The sequence below is a fragment of the Pseudothauera hydrothermalis genome (genome assembly GCF_003345255.1).
Lineage (GTDB): Bacteria > Pseudomonadota > Gammaproteobacteria > Burkholderiales > Rhodocyclaceae > Pseudothauera > Pseudothauera hydrothermalis.
This window is the reverse complement of sequence record NZ_CP029331.1, coordinates 1,876,287-1,893,897: the sequence shown is the minus strand read 5'-3', so window position 1 is coordinate 1,893,897 and position 17,611 is coordinate 1,876,287. Positions and strand designations below refer to the sequence as shown.

Here is a 17,611-nt window from a genome sequence, read left to right as displayed (position 1 = left end):
GCTGGTGTTACGTCCGGCGGTTGCGGCCAGTGTGCTCGTCGGGTCCGACATCGTCCGGATGTCTCTGGGCAGGCGGTGATGCCGAGCGGCGTCGCCGCCGCCAGGCGCGGATCAGCCATATCCGCCAAGCGGCTTTGACGCCGAAGTAACCAGCCACCGACAAGCCGCTGGCAAGCAACACCAAGCCCACGGCCAAAGGTTTGCCCAGCCCGCTCATCCAATCGATCAATGCAACAGCCCAAGCGGCCAGGTCCATGCCGCTCAAAGCGGGCGGTTCGACAAAACCGCCCACAGTGCCATTGGTGGCCAGCGAGCCGATTGCATAGGCCACCATATAAAGTGGCACGATCGTAAACGGATTGGTGTAAAGAGTCGTGATGAGCGCCAGCGGCAGATTGACCCGCAACAGCACGCAGGCCAGCGCTGCACTGAGCATTTGTAGTGGGCCGGGCACCAGTCCGCAGAACAGGCCCACCGCCACCGCACCGGCGGCCGAGTGGCGGTTCAGATGCCACAGACGCGGATGTAGCAGTGTGTTGGCGAATGGACGCAACCAGCGATTGCTGTGCACACTGTGGTGATCGGGCAGTATCCGCTTCAGTGTTTTACGCATGGGCGGCTCGGGCAAGGCGGGCGGATTTTAGCGCAGCGGGCCTTGCTGCGGACGGATGTCGAGTGCATGATGATTGGATATGCGATATGCCGTCATCGGGTTTGCGCTGGGGGTATGGGCCGCGCAGCAGTACTCTGCGCTACCCGCGGCGCAGTTTTTGCTGTGCGGTGCGCTGATTTGGACCCTAATAGCGGCGGCCGGGTTGCTGTGCGGAGCACGTTTGTCCGCGCGTAGCAAGTGGGTGCTGGTCGGCGTGCTGGCCTGCTCGGCTGGCTTGCTATGGGCCAGCGGGCGGGCGTATTGGCGGCTGGCTGATGCTTTGCCGATGCAGTGGGAGGGGCGCGACCTGGTCGTTACCGGCGTGATCGCCGAATTGCCGCAAACGCTGGGCGATGGGTTGCGCTTTGTGTTCGAAATCGAATCGGCCGCTGCGCCGCTACCCCGTCGGGTGTTGCTGTCCTGGTATGCCGATCGACGTAGCCAAGAGCCGCCGCCGACGGTGCGCGCTGGCGAGCGCTGGCAATTGATGCTGCGACTGAAGCGGCCGCACGGACTCAGCAATCCGCACGGTTTTGACTATGAGGCTTGGCTGTTGGGGCGCAATTTGCGTGCCACCGGCTATGTGCGCCATAGCGCTGCCAATCGGCGTCTTGCAGACGCAGTCGGACAGCCGATGCTCTACGTGCATCGGTTGCGCGAATCGGTCCGCGAGCGATTTGCCAAGGTGTTGGGCGAGCGCCCCCACACAGGCATCCTGACCGCGCTGGCAATTGGCGACCAGCGCGCGATCACGCCGGAGCAATGGGAGGTTTTTCGTCGCACCGGGGTCAATCATCTGGTGGCCATTTCGGGCTTGCATGTTTCGCTGATCGCTTTGTGCGCCGGGGGCCTAGTCGGTTGGCTGTGGCGGCGTGTGCCCAGTTTGATGCTGTATCTGCCGCTGCCTCGCGCCCGCTTGTTGGCGGCTTTGCTGGCGGCTATGGCCTATGCCTTGTTGGCCGGTATGGGTATTCCCGTTCAGCGGGCTTTGTTGATGTTGGCCGTGGCCGTGGCGGCGATGCTCAGCGGGCGAGATTTGGCGGCCAGCCGGGTGCTGGCGCTGGTGCTGCTGGCGGTGCTGGTGGTCGATCCGTGGGCGGTGTTGTCGGCTGGGTTCTGGTTGTCGTTTGCGGCGGTGGGGGTGATCATGCTGACACTGGGTGGCAGGCTGCAAACGCTGGCCGGCTGGCGGGCCGCGCTGCGTGTGCAACTTGCCATCACGCTGGCGTTGGCGCCCGCGCTATTGGTGCTTTTCCAAGGGTTTTCGCTGGTTTCGCCCTTGGCCAATGCCTGGGCGATTCCCTTGGTGAGTTTTGTGATAACGCCGCTGGTATTGTTGGCGGTATTGGTGCCGCTGGAAGCACCGCTATATCTGGCGCACGGGGCTGCCGAGTTGATGATGGCGGGGCTGGGCCGGTTGGCGGCCCAAGACCTTGCCATGTGGCAGCAGGCCGCCCCGCCGGCAGTCGCGGTGGCGGCCGCGTGTGCGGGCGTGTTGTGGTTGCTTTTGCCGCGTGGCACGCCCGCACCTGCGGCGGGGCTGCTAGCGGTGGCGCCGCTGCTGATATGGACGCCATCGAGGCCGCCTGAAGGGGCTTTTGTGGCAACCGTGTTGGATGTTGGTCAAGGACAGGCGGTACATGTGCAGACCGCTCGGCACGATTTGTTGATCGACGCCGGACCCGCCTTTGGTCCGCTGTCCGATGCCGGCCAACGGGTGGTGTTGCCCTACTTGCGTGCGGCCGGGGTGTCGCGGCTGGACCGATTGGTGCTCACCCATGGGGATGCCGACCATGCCGGCGGGGCGCGCGCCATTGTGGAGGGTATTCCGGTCTCCGTGGTGATGAGCAACCAGATCATCCTGCCCGCCGCGGCAGGCGTAGTGCGCCCTTGTCGGGCGAAGGATGCGTGGGTGTGGGATGGGGTGCATTTCCGCGTGCTGCATCCGCCTGCTGAAGACTCGGGATTGCGTGGGGACAATGACCGCGCCTGCGTGCTGCGCATCGAAGCGGCCGGCGCCGCCATGCTGGTGGCCAGCGACATCGAAAAGGGCGCCGAGCGGGTGCTGCTCACGCATTGGGCAGGCGAGTTGGCCAGCGAGATACTGGTCGCGCCCCATCATGGCAGCCGCAGCTCGTCGACGCCGGCGCTGGTTCAGGCGGTGCGCCCACGCGAAGTGCTGTATTCGGTGGGCTATCTCAATCCCTTCGGCCACCCGCATCCGCAGGTGTGGGCGCGTTGGGCGGCCTCAGGTGCGCGCAACTGGCGGACCGACAGCCAGGGGGCGTTGCGGGTGACGGTCGGCGCGCCAGGCGTCGCGGTCGAGGCCGAACGCGAGCGGCGTCCGCGCTATTGGCACGGACGCTGATAGACTGCAGCCAATTGCCAATGTTTTGACAGCCCGTTTTGCCCGCTATGAGTTTGTTCGAAGCCCTGAAGAAGCTTTTTGTGCCCGCCCCGCGACCATTGCGGCCGTACCACGGCCTGCGCGAGCGTTCGGTGCAGTGCATCGGCCCGCATGGCCTACACCGCATGGCCTACACCGAATGGGGCGACCCGGCCAACCCGCATGTGGTGGTTTGTGTGCACGGACTGACCCGTAACGGACGGGATTTTGACTTTCTTGCTCAGGCACTGGCCGAGGAGTTCCGGGTGGTCTGCCCGGATGTGGTCGGCCGTGGGCGCAGTGACTGGCTGGGTGTGAAGGCCGACTATGGTTTCCCGCTGTATGTTGCGGACATGATCACGTTGATTGCCCGACTGAATGTGGACACGGTGCAGTGGGTGGGGACTTCGATGGGCGGCATCATCGGCATGCTGATCGCCAGTCAGCCGCATACACCGATCGGCCGCCTGGTGCTCAACGACGTCGGGCCGGTGATTACCGCGGCGTCTTTGCGGCGCATCGGTCAATATGTTGGCACGGCGCCCAAATTCGCCTCGATGGCGGAGGCCGAGGCCTATATCCGCACAGTCAGTGAGCCGTTCGGCAAGCTCACCGACGCGCAGTGGCACCATCTGACCGTCCATAGCGTGCGCCCGGTCGAGGGCGGCTTTGCGATGATCTACGACCCGGCCATCGGCGATGCCTTCCGGCTCAATCCGCTGGTGATGGATGTGGATCTTTGGCAGGTGTATGACGCCATCTCCTGTCCGACCTTGGCGATTCGCGGTGCACAGTCCGATTTGCTGGAACCGCCAGTGCATCGGGCGATGGCCGAGCGCGGGCCGCACGCTCGCATCGTCGAGGTCGAAGGCGTCGGCCATGCACCGATGCTGATGGATCCGGCGCAGATCGGTTTGGTGCGTGACTTTCTGCGCGAAGGCGTCAAAGCGGCCTGAGCGGTCTGCAAGTCAGTTGCCTTGGTCGTCGGGCTGCAGACGAATGGCAGCGGAGTTGATGCAATAGCGCAGACCGGTCGGTGGCGGGCCGTCGTCGAACACGTGCCCGAGGTGGGCGCCGCATTGCTGACACAGCACTTCGGTGCGGTGCATGGCGTGGCTGTAGTCGTCGGCCTCTTCGATGTCGGCCTCTTTGGCCGCGCGCCAAAAGCTTGGCCAGCCGCAGCCGGCGTCGAACTTGTGGCGGGCGTCGAAAAGCGGTGCGCCGCAGCACACGCAGACATAGAGGCCTGCATCCCAGCAGTTCCAGTATTCGCCGCTGAAAGGACGTTCTGTGCCTTTCTGGCGCGTCACCCGATATTGCTCCGGGGTAAGCTGGGCGCGCCAGTAGGCATCGGGTTTGTCGATTTTGCGGTTCATGGCTCGCGCTCCGGTTCGATTTCCGATCGTCAATGCAGGTGTCGCGGCACGTGCTCGACCTGTTCTTCGGGCATTTCTGCATGGACCACCTCGCCGTCGGGTGCAGGGTAAAGCGGGGCGCCACAGTCTTCGCAGTATTCGAGCGGAAAGCGGTGATCCAGGTTCACGATGTCGGTGACGCCGCATTCGCGCAGCACCGCTTCGATCTGCGCCGCGCTGTCGGTGTTTTCGTCTTCTGCGCCGAGCAGGGGCCAGACTACGCCATGCACCACACGTTCGCTGCCTTGGACGGTGAAACCAATGCGGAACTCTTCCAACGTCTGGTCATAAAACGGTGCGATGACCGCGCGCAGTCGCATCGCCGGGGTGTCGAGCGCGGTGCCCAAAAACGCCACCGAGGCGCGCACTGCGTAGGGCCGGCTGGCTTTGTCGGCCTGACGACTGGCGGCAAAGTAGGCTTCCGGCAACACCACTTCGAGCGCGCAACCGGGCAGCAAGGGCGCCAAGCAGGCGCCGCCCTGGGCGCGCCACTGGGCCATGGCATGATCGCGGTGGCCATCGCGCTCTTGCCAGCGGAACAGCGGCTTGCCACGCGGTGCGGCGATGGCGCCAAGCAGATAACGGGTGTCGGACAAAAACTGGGCGGTCTCGGGCAAGCCCTCGGTGGGGATCGACAAATCCGTGTCGGCCAGCGCGGCGCGACCCAGTTCGGCGGCACATTGCGCGGTGGCGCAATAGCCATGGGGCAACTGATCCGGGCTGAACAGAAAATCGGCCAGCGCAAGCTTGACCCCGTCGGCGAGCACATGCGCTTGCAGATGCACGCGCAGGTTGGCAAGTACCGCCCGCGGAATGGTGCAGGCCGGGATTTTGTAGCGCGACCACGCCAGTACCGGCGCGGCGATCAGCAGGATATCGTGCTCTGGCGCGCCGGCGGCGGTTTCGGCGCGCGATTCGATAAAGTCGGCCAGCTCGTCATAGGCACGCAGATCGACGCCGTACAGATGGTCCAAGGCGTCGTTGAGTACCTCTTCGGCACCTTCTTCGAGCAGGTTGTCGACGGTGCCGGCAAGCAGGCTTTCCCAGTAACGGTCTTCGACACGGCATCCGGACGAGGCAAGCCCGGTGGCCAGCCAGACCAGTTGCTCGGCCGCGCGGGCGAGGCCGCCGCGGCGCTTGCTGCGTATTCTCTTCATGTGATTGTTTCCGTGGGTATCGATGGCGTGGCGTATTCAGTACGCCGGCCGGTTCAATCGTACCGCCTGCAAAATGGTGGCGGAAATTTCCTCGATGGACTTGGCGGTGGAGTCCAGCCAGCGGATGTTCTCACGCCGCATCAGCTTTTGCGCGGCTTCGATTTCGTAGCGGCAGTTCTCCAGCGATGCGTAGCGGCTGTTGGGCCGGCGTTCCTGACGGATTTGCGACAGGCGTTCCGGCGCGATGGTCAGACCGAACAGCTTGGCGCGGTAATGGTGTAATTCGCCCGGAAGCTTGTTGCGCTCGAAGTCTTCGGGAATCAGCGGATAGTTGGCCGCCTTGACGCCGAACTGCATGGCCAGGTAGAGGCTGGTCGGGGTCTTGCCCGAGCGCGATACACCGACCAGGATCACGTCCGCCTCGGCCAGTTCGCCGTCGGAGGAGACACCGTCGTCGTGCGCCATGGCAAAGTTGATCGCCTCGATGCGGTTTTTGTAGTCCAGGCTGTCGGCAATACCGTGAAAGCGGCCTACCGCGTGGGTGGAGCGCTGGCCCAGTTCGGTTTCCAGCGGACCGATGAATTGCTCGAACAAGTCGATGAACAACGCGTCGGCCTGGCGCAGCCCGCGCACCGTTTCAGGGTTGACCAAGGTGCTGAACACGATGGGGCGCACGCCGTCGCGCTGGGCGGCTTCGCGGATCTGGTTGGCGCAGTCGATGGCTTTATCCACGTCGTCCACAAAAGGGATGCGCACCTGACGGAAGCGCGCATCGGGAAACTGTGCCAGCAAGCTGTGGCCGAGGGTTTCCGAGGTAATGCCGGTGCCGTCCGAGATGAAAAAGACGGTGCGAACGGGGGTGTCGGTCATGGCGTCGGGGGCGGGAACGTCGCCCAATCAGGGCAAACCCGCTCGTGTGGCGGAGCAGCAAAATTCGTTAAAATCCTATTTTGCTTTCTCCCCAACAATTTCGGAAGGCCAATTTCAATGACTCGTTACGTCATCCCTTTCGCCGAACTGCGTATGCGCGACGTGGAACAGGTCGGCGGCAAAAATGCCAGCCTGGGTGAAATGATCAGCCAGTTGCCGTCCAGCGTGCGGGTGCCGGGCGGCTTTGCCACCACTGCAGCGGCCTATCGCGAATTTTTGGCCCATGGCGGTTTGGCCGACCGTATCAAGGCCGCGCTCGACGCGCTGGATGTGGATGACGTAGATGCGCTGGCCGCCACCGGCGCGCAGATCCGCCAGTGGATCGTGGATACGCCGTTCCCGGCACAATTGGAAAACGAAATCCGCGCCGCCTACGAACAAATCACCGCCGAAGGCGATGGCAGCTTTGCGGTGCGCTCGTCGGCCACTGCCGAAGATTTGCCGGACGCTTCGTTTGCCGGTCAGCAGGAGACTTTCCTCAACATCCACGGCTTTGAAAACATTCTGCACGCGATCAAGGAAGTTTTCGCCTCGCTCTACAACGACCGCGCCATTTCCTACCGGGTGCACAAAGGCTTTGCCCATGCCGAGGTGGCATTGTCCGCCGGTGTGCAGCGCATGGTGCGTTCGGACACCGGTGCTTCGGGGGTGATGTTTACCATCGACACCGAATCCGGTTTTTCGGATGTGGTGTTCATCACTGCTTCTTATGGGCTGGGCGAGACCGTGGTGCAAGGTGCGGTCAATCCGGACGAATTCTATGTCCACAAGCCCACGCTGGCGCAGGGCAAGCCGGCGGTGGTGCGTCGCAACCTCGGCTCCAAGCTGATCAAGATGGTGTTTGCCGACAAAGCGGTAGCCGGCAAATCGGTGCGCACCGTGGAGGTGCCGGAGGCCGATCGCAACCGCTTCTCGCTCACCGACGAGGATGTGCTGGAACTTGCCCGCTATGCGGTGATCATCGAGCGGCATTACGGCCGGCCGATGGACATCGAATGGGGTAAAGATGGCCAGGACGGCAAACTCTATATCCTGCAGGCCCGTCCGGAGACGGTCAAAAGCCAGGCAAACGGCCTGGTGATGGAAAAGTACCGCCTCAAGCAGTATGGCAAGGCGCTCACCCATGGCCGCGCCATCGGCCAGAAAATCGGTGCCGGCACGGTGCGCGTGGTCAAGGATGCCTCCGAAATGAACCGGGTGCAGGCTGGCGATATCCTGGTGACCGACATGACCGACCCCAACTGGGAGCCGGTGATGAAACGCGCGTCCGCCATCGTTACCAACCGCGGCGGGCGTACCTGCCACGCGGCGATCATTGCCCGTGAGCTGGGTATTCCGGCCATCGTCGGCTGCGGCAATGCCACCGATGTGCTGGAAGAAGGCGATTCGGTCACCGTGTCCTGCGCCGAGGGTGACACCGGTTATGTGTACCGCGGCAAGCTGGAATTCGAGGTCGTGACTACCGACATGGGCAATCTGCCCGAGCTGCCGGTCAAGATCATGATGAACGTCGGCAACCCGGAACTCGCCTTCGAGTTCGCGCAGATCCCGAACGGCGGCGTCGGCCTGGCGCGGCTGGAATTCGTCATCAACAACATGATCGGCATTCACCCCAAGGCGATCCTGGAACTTTCCCAGGTGCCTGCGAGCCTGCGCGACGAAATCAATCGCCGTGCGCGCGGCTACGCCACGCCCAAGCAGTTCTTCATCGAGAAGCTGGCCGAGGGGGTCGCCACCATCGCCGCGGCCTTCTATCCCAAGCCGGTGATCGTGCGCATGTCGGACTTCAAGTCCAACGAATACCGCAAGTTGCTCGGCGGCGAGATCTACGAGCCCGAGGAAGAAAATCCGATGCTGGGCTTCCGCGGCGCCTCGCGCTACATCGCCCATTCCTTCCGCGACTGCTTCGAGATGGAAGTGGCGGCGATGAAGAAGGTGCGCAATGAACTCGGTCTGACCAATGTGCAGATCATGATTCCGTTCGTGCGCAACCTGGAAGAGGCCGCCGGCGTGGTCGATCTGCTCGCGCAGCACGGCCTCAAGCGTGGCGAGAACGATCTCAAGCTGATCATGATGTGCGAGATTCCCTCCAACGCCCTGCTGGCCGACCAGTTCCTGCAGTATTTCGACGGCTTCTCGATCGGCTCCAACGACCTGACTCAGCTCACCTTGGGTCTGGACCGCGACTCCGGCCTGGTGGCGCATGCCTTCGACGAGCGCGATCCGGCGGTCAAGCGCCTGCTGTCGATGGCCATCCAGAGCGCCAACAAACTTGGCAAGTATGTGGGTATCTGCGGGCAAGGCCCGTCGGACCATGCCGACTTTGCCGAGTGGCTGATGGATGAGGGCATTCAAACGATTTCCTTGAATCCGGATACCGTGGTCGACACTTGGCTCAAGCTGGCCGCTCACGGCAAGGCGTGATTGCGTAAGTGAGGTGCACCAAACGGCAACTGCGGTTGCCGTTTTTTGTTGACGCGGGTCATATTGCGCGCGTCGGAAAATGTTACACTCCGGCCGTTTTTGTTTGAGCAAATGAAATGCGCGCGAACTTTTGTCTGCTGCGGTAGGCGTAGTCGGACGTAGCGGTTCGTGACGCGTTCGCCAACGAGACACCGGCGGTCAGATGCGTGTCGGTGCGTGCAGCCCGCAGCGTTCTAGTGCCGCAAAAAGGAGGGTTAAAGGATGGCGTTTGTCATTCTGTCGACCGGTGGTCTGGCCGAGTCCCGATTGCATACGGTGCGTGCGCGGACCGTATTGGGCTTGGCCGCCTTACTGTTGTCTGCGGCCATTGCAGCCGGCGGCATGGTGGGTTACCGCATGGGGCGGGCGGAGCTGCCCGAGTCTCAACCGGTCGGCGAGGCAAGCCCGGCCTTGAGTCTGGATCAACCCGAAGGGCGTGCGCTGGTCGATCGCGTCGGCGAGTTGACCGGCCGCCTGATCCGGCTGGAGAGCGAAGCGCTGTCCCTGGCCAAGCGGCTGGGGGTGCTCCAAGATTTCGAGAAGCTGGCGGAAAAGTCCGGCCAGCAGCGGAAAAATCCCACTGACAGACCCGCCCGCGCTGCCAAACCTCGAGGCGGCGAGGACCCGCCTAGCGGTGGTCCTTTGCTGCCGGCTGTTGGTGCGAGCGTCTCGGATACCTTGGCGGGCTCGAACCCCAGCCCGGTCGATGACCATGACCTGCGTCTGGGTTTGGCCGATCTGGCTGCGCAATTCGATCGCCTCGATGCGGCCTTTGCCCTGGTCGACAAGGTCCTGACCGAGCGTAGTCTGCAAGACATGGCTTTTCCGAGTCGTTTGCCAGTGCTCGACCGCCCGATCACCTCGGGTTTCGGCAATCGGTTGGATCCCTTCACCCGCCGTTTGGCACGTCACACCGGGCTGGACTTTCCAGCGCCCACTGGTACCCCGATCTACGCCAGCGCCGGCGGTCGTGTTCAGTGGGCCGGTTACAACAGCGACTATGGCTACATGGTCGAAATCGACCACGGCAACGGCTTGGTCACCCGTTATGCTCATGCTTCCAAGCTCTTGGTGCGCACCGGCCAATTGGTGATGCCGCGCCAGCGCATCGCATTGGTTGGGTCGACTGGCCGCTCCACCGGTCCCCATCTGCACTTTGAAGTGATCCGCAACGGCGATTTTGCCGACCCCAAGCTTTATCTTGCGCGCAGCTTGGCGGACTGACCGACGCATGCGGCTGCTGGATCGCTCTTCGACACGCAGGCTGACCGACAGCCCTATCGAGCTTACCGCGCAACGTCGCTTGCGCCGTGGGCTGATGCTGATGCTGGCCTTGCTGCTCGTTGCCGCATCGGCCTTTGCTGGGTGGCGGTATTTTGAGCAAAAGCTCGCCCCGCTTGCCCGTCTGGCGGAGCTCGAGGCCGAAAATCAGCGGCTGCGTGCCGAGGCCGATGCTGCGCGCATTGAACTCGAGATGGAGCGCGCCACCCGCGCCGAGCTCAAGCGTCAGGTGGTCGAGCTCAATGAGCAGGTCAGCCAGCTTACCCACAAGCTGGAATTCTTCAATTCTCAGGCCAAAACTCCAAAGTAGCTGGGGCGGCCGCTAGAACCTGGGGAGGCACAGAATGTTCCGCAAAAAGCAAGCCAAGTCGATCGAAGTCACCAAACTTTCCAGCCTGATTGCCGACAATGTCCATATCGTTGGCGATGTGGTGTTTTCGGGCGGGCTGCGGGTCGATGGCCGGATCGAGGGCAATGTGATCAACAACGGCGGCGCTCACGGTTTATTGGTGCTGAGCGACAAGGGCAGCATCACGGGCGAGGTGCGGGTCTATGATGCGGTGGTCAATGGCAGCATCTCGGGCGATCTCGAGGTTGAGCATTTTCTCGAACTGCAGGCCAAGGCCAAGGTGGCGGGCAATATCCGCTACCATCAGTTGCAGATGGAGTGCGGGGCCACGATTACCGGCAGAATCGAACGCCTGGGAGAAAATGGTGTGGGCGAACATGACAAGCCCGAGGACGCCAAGGTGGTTGAAATCGGTAGTTCCCAGCACGCCGCCGGCATGCGCTGAATACCCGGTTTTGTCTTGTCATGGAGGGCGCGCAGACGGGCTGCGCTGACGCCGCCGCGCAGGGCAGCGCGCGGGCTCGGGTATAATCCAGCGTTCCGCTTCGGGTGCCGGTGCGGTTTTTCTCCGGCCCCGGCGTTTTTTCCGCCCACTCGAACCCATGACCGAAATCCTCAAGCTGCGTGGCGCTGCGGCGCTATCGGAATCCCGTCTCGAACGTCTCAAACGCCGGCTTTCGGACGCCCTGCCCAAATGCAAAGGCGTCAGCGCCGAGCACTGGTACTTTGTTGAACTTTCCCAGCCGCTCGACGCAAACGCGCGGGCCCGCCTGGAGGATCTGCTCGGCGCCCGCCCGCCGACGGCCGAGCCGCCGGCCGGTCAATTGCTGCTGGTGGTGCCGCGGCTGGGCACCATTTCGCCGTGGTCGTCCAAGGCTACCGATATTGCGCGGCAGTGCGGCTTCAACCAAGTGGTGCGTATCGAGCGCGGCACCGCTTTCACGCTGGCCCATGCGGCCTTGGACGATCGCCAGTATGCTGCAGTGCTGCCGCTGCTGCATGACCGCATGACCGAATCGGTGCTATCTGCCGTGGCCGATGCCGAGGCGCTGTTTCACCACTATGCGCCGCAACCGATGCGCAGTGTGGATGTGCTGGGTGGCGGCCGTGAGGCGCTGGAAGCGGTCAACATTGAACTCGGTCTGGCGCTCTCGGAAGACGAGATCGATTATCTGGTGGAGAATTTTCAGCGCATCGGGCGCAATCCCACCGATGTCGAGCTCACCATGTTCGCGCAAGCCAATTCCGAGCATTGCCGGCATAAGATTTTCAATGCCGATTGGGTGATCGACGCCCGGATCATGGGAAAGAGCCTTTTCGGCATGATCAAGGATACCCATCGGGCTCATCCGCAGGGCACGGTGGTGGCCTATGCCGACAACGCCGCGGTCATCGCCGGGGCAGAAGTGGACCGCTTCTATCCGGATGCCGACGGTCAGTGGCGTTTCCGCAAGGAGACCACCCACATCCTTGCAAAGGTTGAAACCCATAATCACCCCACCGCGATTTCGCCTTTTCCGGGTGCGGCCACCGGCGCGGGCGGCGAAATCCGCGACGAAGGCGCCACCGGCCGTGGCGCCAAACCCAAGGCGGGGCTGGCCGGGTTTTCGGTGTCCAATCTGGAAATTCCCGGCTTTGTGCAGCCTTGGGAGCAGCCCTATGGCAAGCCTGAGCGTATCGCTTCGGCGCTCGAGATCATGATCGACGGGCCGCTTGGCGCTGCGGCGTTCAACAACGAATTCGGCCGACCCAATCTTGCCGGTTACTTCCGTACATTTCAGCAAGCCGTACAGGGGGAGGTGCGCGGCTATCACAAGCCGATCATGATTGCCGGCGGTGTTGGCAACATCCAGGCGCAACAGGCACAAAAGCCCACTTTTCCGCCGGGCACTTTGTTGATCCAACTCGGGGGGCCGGGCATGTTGATCGGCCTGGGGGGCGGGGCGGCCTCATCGATGGCAACCGGCACCAACACCGCTGAACTGGATTTTGCCTCGGTGCAGCGCGGTAACCCGGAAATCCAGCGCCGATGCCAGGAAGTCATCGACGCTTGCTGGCAGCAAGGCGACCAAAATCCGATCATCGCCATTCATGATGTGGGCGCCGGCGGGCTATCCAATGCCATGCCGGAACTGGCTGACCATGCCGGTCTGGGTGCGCAGATCGAATTGCGCGAGGTGCATATCGAAGAGCCGGGCATGAGTCCGCGCGAGATTTGGTCCAATGAAGCGCAAGAGCGCTATGTGCTGGCGATCGCGCCAGCGTCGCTGGAACGTTTCAGGGCTATTTGCGAACGTGAACGTTGCCCCTTCGCGGTGCTCGGCACTGCCACCGCCGACGGCCACCTGACGGTGAGCGACCGGCACTTCGGCAACCGGCCGGTCGACATCGACATGCAGGTGCTGCTCGGCAAACCGCCAAAGATGACCCGCAACGTGTCACGCCGCGCGGTGCATTTGCCGCCTTTCGATCTGACCGATATCGATGTCGGCGAAGCCTGCCGTCGCGTGCTGCGCATGCCGGCTGTGGCCAGCAAGAACTTTCTGATCACCATCGGCGACCGTACGGTGGGCGGGTTGACTGCCCGCGACCAGATGATCGGTCCCTGGCAGGTGCCGGTGGCCGATGTCGCGGTCACGGCGATGAGTTTTCACGGCTTTGCTGGCGAAGCCTTTGCAATGGGCGAGCGCACGCCGCTGGCGTGTGTGGATGCGCCGGCTTCTGGGCGGATGGCGATCGGCGAGGCGATCACCAATATTGCCGCCGCCGACATCGATGACTTGGGTGAGGTCAAGCTTTCCGCCAACTGGATGGCGGCTGCAGGCCACCGCGGCGAGGATGCCAAGCTCTACGACACCGTCAAGGCGGTATCCGAGTTCTGCATTGCCGCCGGCCTGTCCATCCCGGTGGGCAAGGACTCATTATCGATGCGCACCGCCTGGCAGGACGATGGTGAAGACAAACAGGTGGTCGGGCCGCTGTCGCTGATCGCCACCGCCTTTGCCCCGGTGCGCGACATTCGCAACACGCTCACCCCGCAGCTACAGCGGCCTGAAGGCGTGGAGACCGAACTGCTGCTGGTCGATTTGGGCAATGGCAAGAACCGCCTCGGGGGGTCGGCGCTGGCACAGGCTTGGAATTCGGTGGCCGAGCATGCACCGGACATCGACCCAGCGCAACTCAAAGCGTTTTTCGGCGCCATTCAGCGACTGCGCCGCGAGGCTTTATTGCTCGCTTACCACGACCGCTCCGACGGCGGCCTGTTCGCCACTGTGGCCGAAATGGCCTTCGCCGGGCGCTGCGGCGTATCGCTGACGCTGGATACGGTGAGCTACGACGAGCGCATGAACGATGTCGACGGTCTGGAGAAAAAACCTGACACGCTCAAAGGCCGCTTCACCGACAGTGTGTTGGCTGCCTTGTTTGCCGAAGAGCTGGGCGCGGTGTTGCAAATCCGTCGGGCGCAGCGCAGCCTCGTGACCGAGATTCTGCGCGCCGCCCGGTTGAGCTACCATTTCATCGGCGAACCGAACGAGCGCGATGAAATCCGCCTGTGGCGTAACGGCAAGCTGCTTTTTGCCGCACCGCGCGCCGAATTGCTGCAGACTTGGAGCGAAACCGGCTACCAGATCGCCCGTCTGCGCGACGATGCCACTTGCGCGCAGGAAGAGTTCGACGCGCTGGCCGATGCCACCGACCCCGGCTTGTCAGTGCACACCAGCTTCGATATGACCGAGGATGTGGCCGCGCCCTTCATCAACCGTGGCGCCCCCCCGCGGGTGGCGATTCTGCGCGAGCAGGGGGTGAATTCCCATGCCGAGATGGCAGCGGCATTCGCGCGCGCCGGCTTTGCCCCCTTCGACGTGCATATGTCCGACCTGCAAGCCGGCCGTGTGCGGCTGGCGGATTTTCATGGCCTGGCCGCCTGTGGCGGGTTTTCCTATGGCGATGTACTGGGGGCCGGGCAGGGCTGGGCCAAGTCCATTCTGTTCAACGCTGCGCTGCGCAGCCAGTTTGAAGCTTTCTTTGCGCGCACCGATACCTTCGCACTCGGGGTGTGCAACGGCTGCCAGATGATGGCGCATCTGGCGCCGATCATTCCGGGCGCGGAGCACTGGCCCACCTTCCACCGCAACCGCAGCGAACAGTTCGAGGCGCGCTTCGTGATGGTCGAAATCACCGACTCGCCTTCCATTTTGTTTGCCGGCATGGCCGGCAGCCGCATGCCGATCGTGGTCAGTCACGGCGAGGGCAGGGCGGTTTTCAGGGACGAAGCCGCCCGGGAACGGGCGATGGTGAGCTTGCGTTACGTGGATAATCACGGTGCGCCGGCGTCTCGTTACCCATTCAATCCCAACGGCTCGCCGGATGGGGTAACCGGCTTTACCACGGCTGACGGGCGCTTTACCATCATGATGCCGCACCCAGAGCGCACTGCGCGCACCGTGCAGATGTCCTGGGCGCCGCAGACCTTGATCGAGACCAGCCCGGATGCTTCACCTTGGCAGCGTATGTTTGCCAATGCCAGAGCGTGGCTGGGCTGAAAGCTGTTAGATCGCCGACAGCCAGCATGAATTGATCAATGTCATGGTGTAGGCGTGAGTGTGCGCATAGAATGCCGCGCAAGTTGCGGCGCTGCGCCGTCGATGATTAATTGACCGGCCACGCCGCGCCAAACCTGGGCTGCTTCAGGAATCGATGACTTTTACCAGCCGTCGCCTTCGCCGCACTGTCTGGATCGCATTGTTCGCCATGCTGATCGGCGCGCTGGCGCCTACAGTGAGCAGGGTGCTTGCTGCGGGTGAGGGCGGTTGGATTGAGGTTTGTTCGGCCAGCGGCGTAATTTATCTGCCGATCGACACCGCTCCTGCGCCGGACGAAGGCGGCGTTCAGCATCTGGCGGCCGCTTGCGCGTACTGCTTCACCAGCGCAGCATCCTTCGGTCTTGCAGTGGCGCCGCTGGCGAGCATCGAGCCACCGGTCGGTCGCTTCATCCGGTCTCTGGCGGTGCCATCCGGCCCGCCCGTCCTTATCTCCCACGGTATTTCCAGTCCCCGCGCACCGCCTGAACTGGCCTGATTACGCCGGGGTCTTGCCCCGGCTCGACGCCTCGTTTGCGGTGCCGAGCCGCGCCGCGGCGTGAGTGTCATGCCCCGCTGCTGTGGGGCCGGCAGATGTTGAACAGGGGATATCTCAGCCATGGATGAATGTATCACAGCGGATGCAAACCGCCCGGTGGCCGCCTCCGCGGTCTTGGGCGGCACAGCGATCACCAGCCGGATAGCGTTCGAACGTGGCGCAACCGTCTTTGTCGCGGGCATGCTTGGTCGCCCTTGGCGGGTGGTAGAGGGCTTGGTGCGTCTGGACCGGGAGGGCTTGAACGGACCTGAGTTCGGGGGACTTGCGCGGGTAGGGGATGTGATCGGTGCTGAGACTTTGATGTTCGACCGTTACACCTACACTGCGGTCGCACTGCTGCCGCTGACCCTGGAGCCGTGGTGCCACGGTACGGCCATAGAGCGCGAGCACGGTTTGCTGCTCGCCCTCGCTCGCAGCGAACGTCGCATGGCCGATGTCCTGGCGCTGCGCGGTGGTCGCGCGGCCGAGCGCATCCGTCGTCTGTTTGGCTACATCGCCGAAGCGATCGGCTACCGTGATGCGCAAACGCCTTGTATTCCGATGTTGCGTTTGCGGGACATCGCTGACATTACCGGCCTGCAGGTGGAAACCGTCTCGCGCACGATCAGCCAGTTGAGCGATCACGGCGAGATTTCGCCGCTGGCGCGTCGCCAAGTGCAGTTGAACTACTCGCCCGATTAGCGCAAGGAGGGGTAATCATGTCATTCGTGTTTACGCGGCGTTGGCAGCGCCTGGCTGCAACGTTATTGCTGGCCGCTGGACTTGCCGCCTGCGATAACGGACCGCGCTTTCACAGCACCGATATCACCGGCGCCCGCTTTGGGCAGGACTTTCAACTTCAGGACCCGGATGGAAATCCACGCAGCCTGGCGGATTTTCGCGGTAAGGCGGTCATGGTGTTCTTTGGTTTTACCCAGTGTCCAGACGTGTGTCCGAGCGCACTGGCGCGCGCGGCCGAAGTCAAGCGCTTGTTGGGCGATCAGGCTGACCGGCTACAGGTGATTTTTGTCACCCTGGACCCGGAGCGAGACACGCCCGCGGTGTTGCGTGAATACACCTCTGCGTTTGATCCCGATTTTCTCGGTCTCTACTCCACGCCGGAAAACACCCGTCGCGTGGCGGACGAATTCCGCATTTTTTACCGCAAGGTGCCTACGGGTGGTTCATACACCTTGGACCATACCGCCACCAGCTATGTGTACGACCCGGCCGGGGCATTACGCCTGGCCGTTCCCCACGTGTTGGACGCGGTGTCGCTCGCGGCCGATCTAAACACGCTATTGCAGCCCTTTCCTGTCCATTGAGGAGAAACCCGAAATGAAACGTATTGCCATCGCTTCGCTGTTCGCCCTTGCCGCGTCGTCCGTGTTCGCACAGGTACAGGTTGCCGATCCCTGGGTGCGCGCCACCGTCGCCCAGCAACGCTCCACCGGCGCCTTCATGCGCCTGACCGCCGAGCACGATGCACGTCTGGTCGAGGCGCAGTCGCCGGCGGCCAAGATCGTCGAGATCCATGAAATGAAGATGGAAGGCGAGGTGATGAAGATGCGCGCCATCGATGCGCTGGACCTTCCCGCGGGCAAAACCGTGGAACTAAAGCCGGGTGGCTATCACGTGATGCTGATCGATCTGAATGCGCAACTTAAAGAGGGCGACGTGGTAGCGCTGACGCTGGTGGTCGAGGGCAAGGATGGCAAGCGCGAACAGGTCGATCTCACAGCCCCGGTGCGCCCGCTGGCAACGCCGGCCAGCGGTGGTATGCAGCACCGCCACGGCATGCATTGAAAGGGGCTTACACGGCACCATGATCCTCAAAAACGCCCAGCTGACCGGGCGTTT

At 63.0% G+C, this 17,611-nt stretch carries 15 protein-coding genes; 11 read left to right on the top strand and 4 right to left on the bottom strand.

The annotated features are described in order from the left end of the window. Positions 1-7 precede the first annotated feature (7 nt). Positions 8-613 (bottom strand): DUF2062 domain-containing protein, encoded by a 606-nt coding sequence (locus DIE29_RS09155; RefSeq protein WP_114649717.1) that lies wholly within the window; start codon positions 611-613, stop codon positions 8-10. 79 nt (positions 614-692) lie between these two features. Here DIE29_RS09155 and DIE29_RS09150 point away from each other — a divergent pair, with 79 nt between their 5' ends. Next, a complete protein-coding gene (locus DIE29_RS09150; protein ID WP_114649716.1) occupies positions 693-3,020 on the top strand; it encodes a DNA internalization-related competence protein ComEC/Rec2 in 2,328 nt (775 codons plus the stop codon). 47 nt (positions 3,021-3,067) lie between these two features. Beyond that, positions 3,068-3,994 carry an alpha/beta fold hydrolase gene (locus tag DIE29_RS09145; protein ID WP_114649715.1) on the top strand — a complete coding sequence of 309 codons (927 nt, stop codon included), beginning with the start codon at positions 3,068-3,070 and terminating at the stop codon, positions 3,992-3,994. Between the two features lie 12 nt (positions 3,995-4,006). Here the strand turns inward: DIE29_RS09145 and msrB are convergent, their stop codons facing one another. The 3 genes from msrB to ppsR are packed head-to-tail and all read right to left on the bottom strand — an operon-like array spanning position 4,007 to position 6,480. Then, a complete protein-coding gene (gene msrB / locus DIE29_RS09140) occupies positions 4,007-4,414 on the bottom strand; it encodes a peptide-methionine (R)-S-oxide reductase MsrB (protein ID WP_114649714.1) in 408 nt (135 codons plus the stop codon). Positions 4,415-4,443: 29 nt separating this feature from the next. Further along, on the bottom strand, positions 4,444-5,610 hold the full coding sequence (locus tag DIE29_RS09135) for a DUF2863 family protein (RefSeq protein ID WP_114649713.1): 1,167 nt from the start codon (positions 5,608-5,610) through the stop codon (positions 4,444-4,446). Positions 5,611-5,646: 36 nt separating this feature from the next. Further along, positions 5,647-6,480: a posphoenolpyruvate synthetase regulatory kinase/phosphorylase PpsR gene (gene ppsR / locus DIE29_RS09130; protein ID WP_102041399.1), complete on the bottom strand. Its 834-nt coding sequence runs from the start codon at positions 6,478-6,480 to the stop codon at positions 5,647-5,649. Between the two features lie 117 nt (positions 6,481-6,597). Here ppsR and ppsA point away from each other — a divergent pair, with 117 nt between their 5' ends. From ppsA to DIE29_RS09085, 9 genes are all read left to right on the top strand, one after another. Continuing rightward, positions 6,598-8,964, top strand: a complete 2,367-nt coding sequence (gene ppsA, locus DIE29_RS09125) for a phosphoenolpyruvate synthase (protein WP_102041400.1) — start codon at positions 6,598-6,600, stop codon at positions 8,962-8,964. 261 nt (positions 8,965-9,225) lie between these two features. Continuing rightward, complete coding sequence (locus tag DIE29_RS09120; protein WP_102041401.1) at positions 9,226-10,227, top strand: M23 family metallopeptidase; 1,002 nt, start codon at positions 9,226-9,228, stop codon at positions 10,225-10,227. Positions 10,228-10,234: 7 nt separating this feature from the next. Further along, entirely contained in the window at positions 10,235-10,594 is a 360-nt protein-coding gene (locus DIE29_RS09115; RefSeq protein ID WP_102041402.1) for a hypothetical protein, read from the top strand. Positions 10,595-10,628: 34 nt separating this feature from the next. Beyond that, a complete protein-coding gene (locus DIE29_RS09110) occupies positions 10,629-11,078 on the top strand; it encodes a bactofilin family protein (RefSeq protein WP_102041403.1) in 450 nt (149 codons plus the stop codon). 157 nt (positions 11,079-11,235) lie between these two features. After that, positions 11,236-15,177, top strand: a complete 3,942-nt coding sequence (gene purL / locus DIE29_RS09105; RefSeq protein WP_114649712.1) for a phosphoribosylformylglycinamidine synthase — start codon at positions 11,236-11,238, stop codon at positions 15,175-15,177. A 154-nt stretch (positions 15,178-15,331) separates the two neighbouring features. Then, on the top strand, positions 15,332-15,712 hold the full coding sequence (locus tag DIE29_RS09100) for a DUF2946 domain-containing protein (protein ID WP_114649711.1): 381 nt from the start codon (positions 15,332-15,334) through the stop codon (positions 15,710-15,712). A 120-nt stretch (positions 15,713-15,832) separates the two neighbouring features. Next, positions 15,833-16,453 (top strand): Crp/Fnr family transcriptional regulator, encoded by a 621-nt coding sequence (locus tag DIE29_RS09095; protein ID WP_114649710.1) that lies wholly within the window; start codon positions 15,833-15,835, stop codon positions 16,451-16,453. A gap of 17 nt (positions 16,454-16,470) precedes the next feature. Next, entirely contained in the window at positions 16,471-17,076 is a 606-nt protein-coding gene (locus DIE29_RS09090; protein ID WP_114649709.1) for an SCO family protein, read from the top strand. A gap of 13 nt (positions 17,077-17,089) precedes the next feature. Further along, complete coding sequence (locus tag DIE29_RS09085; protein ID WP_114649708.1) at positions 17,090-17,557, top strand: copper chaperone PCu(A)C; 468 nt, start codon at positions 17,090-17,092, stop codon at positions 17,555-17,557. The last annotated feature ends 54 nt before the right edge of the window (positions 17,558-17,611 follow it).

Bases quoted from the DNA above. Each gene is read 5' to 3' on its own strand.
- DIE29_RS09145 (WP_114649715.1), top strand. From the start codon at position 3,068: ATGAGTTTGTTCGAAGCCCTGAAGAAGCTTTTTGTGCCCGCCCCGCGA.
- DIE29_RS09135 (WP_114649713.1), bottom strand. From the start codon at position 5,610: ATGAAGAGAATACGCAGCAAGCGCCGCGGCGGCCTCGCCCGCGCGGCC.
- DIE29_RS09150 (WP_114649716.1), top strand. From the start codon at position 693: ATGCGATATGCCGTCATCGGGTTTGCGCTGGGGGTATGGGCCGCGCAG.
- DIE29_RS09095 (WP_114649710.1), top strand. From the start codon at position 15,833: ATGGATGAATGTATCACAGCGGATGCAAACCGCCCGGTGGCCGCCTCC.
- DIE29_RS09090 (WP_114649709.1), top strand. From the start codon at position 16,471: ATGTCATTCGTGTTTACGCGGCGTTGGCAGCGCCTGGCTGCAACGTTA.
- DIE29_RS09110 (WP_102041403.1), top strand. From the start codon at position 10,629: ATGTTCCGCAAAAAGCAAGCCAAGTCGATCGAAGTCACCAAACTTTCC.
- DIE29_RS09155 (WP_114649717.1), bottom strand. From the start codon at position 613: ATGCGTAAAACACTGAAGCGGATACTGCCCGATCACCACAGTGTGCAC.
- ppsR (WP_102041399.1), bottom strand. From the start codon at position 6,480: ATGACCGACACCCCCGTTCGCACCGTCTTTTTCATCTCGGACGGCACC.
- DIE29_RS09120 (WP_102041401.1), top strand. From the start codon at position 9,226: ATGGCGTTTGTCATTCTGTCGACCGGTGGTCTGGCCGAGTCCCGATTG.
- ppsA (WP_102041400.1), top strand. From the start codon at position 6,598: ATGACTCGTTACGTCATCCCTTTCGCCGAACTGCGTATGCGCGACGTG.
- DIE29_RS09085 (WP_114649708.1), top strand. From the start codon at position 17,090: ATGAAACGTATTGCCATCGCTTCGCTGTTCGCCCTTGCCGCGTCGTCC.
- DIE29_RS09115 (WP_102041402.1), top strand. From the start codon at position 10,235: ATGCGGCTGCTGGATCGCTCTTCGACACGCAGGCTGACCGACAGCCCT.
- purL (WP_114649712.1), top strand. From the start codon at position 11,236: ATGACCGAAATCCTCAAGCTGCGTGGCGCTGCGGCGCTATCGGAATCC.
- msrB (WP_114649714.1), bottom strand. From the start codon at position 4,414: ATGAACCGCAAAATCGACAAACCCGATGCCTACTGGCGCGCCCAGCTT.
- DIE29_RS09100 (WP_114649711.1), top strand. From the start codon at position 15,332: ATGACTTTTACCAGCCGTCGCCTTCGCCGCACTGTCTGGATCGCATTG.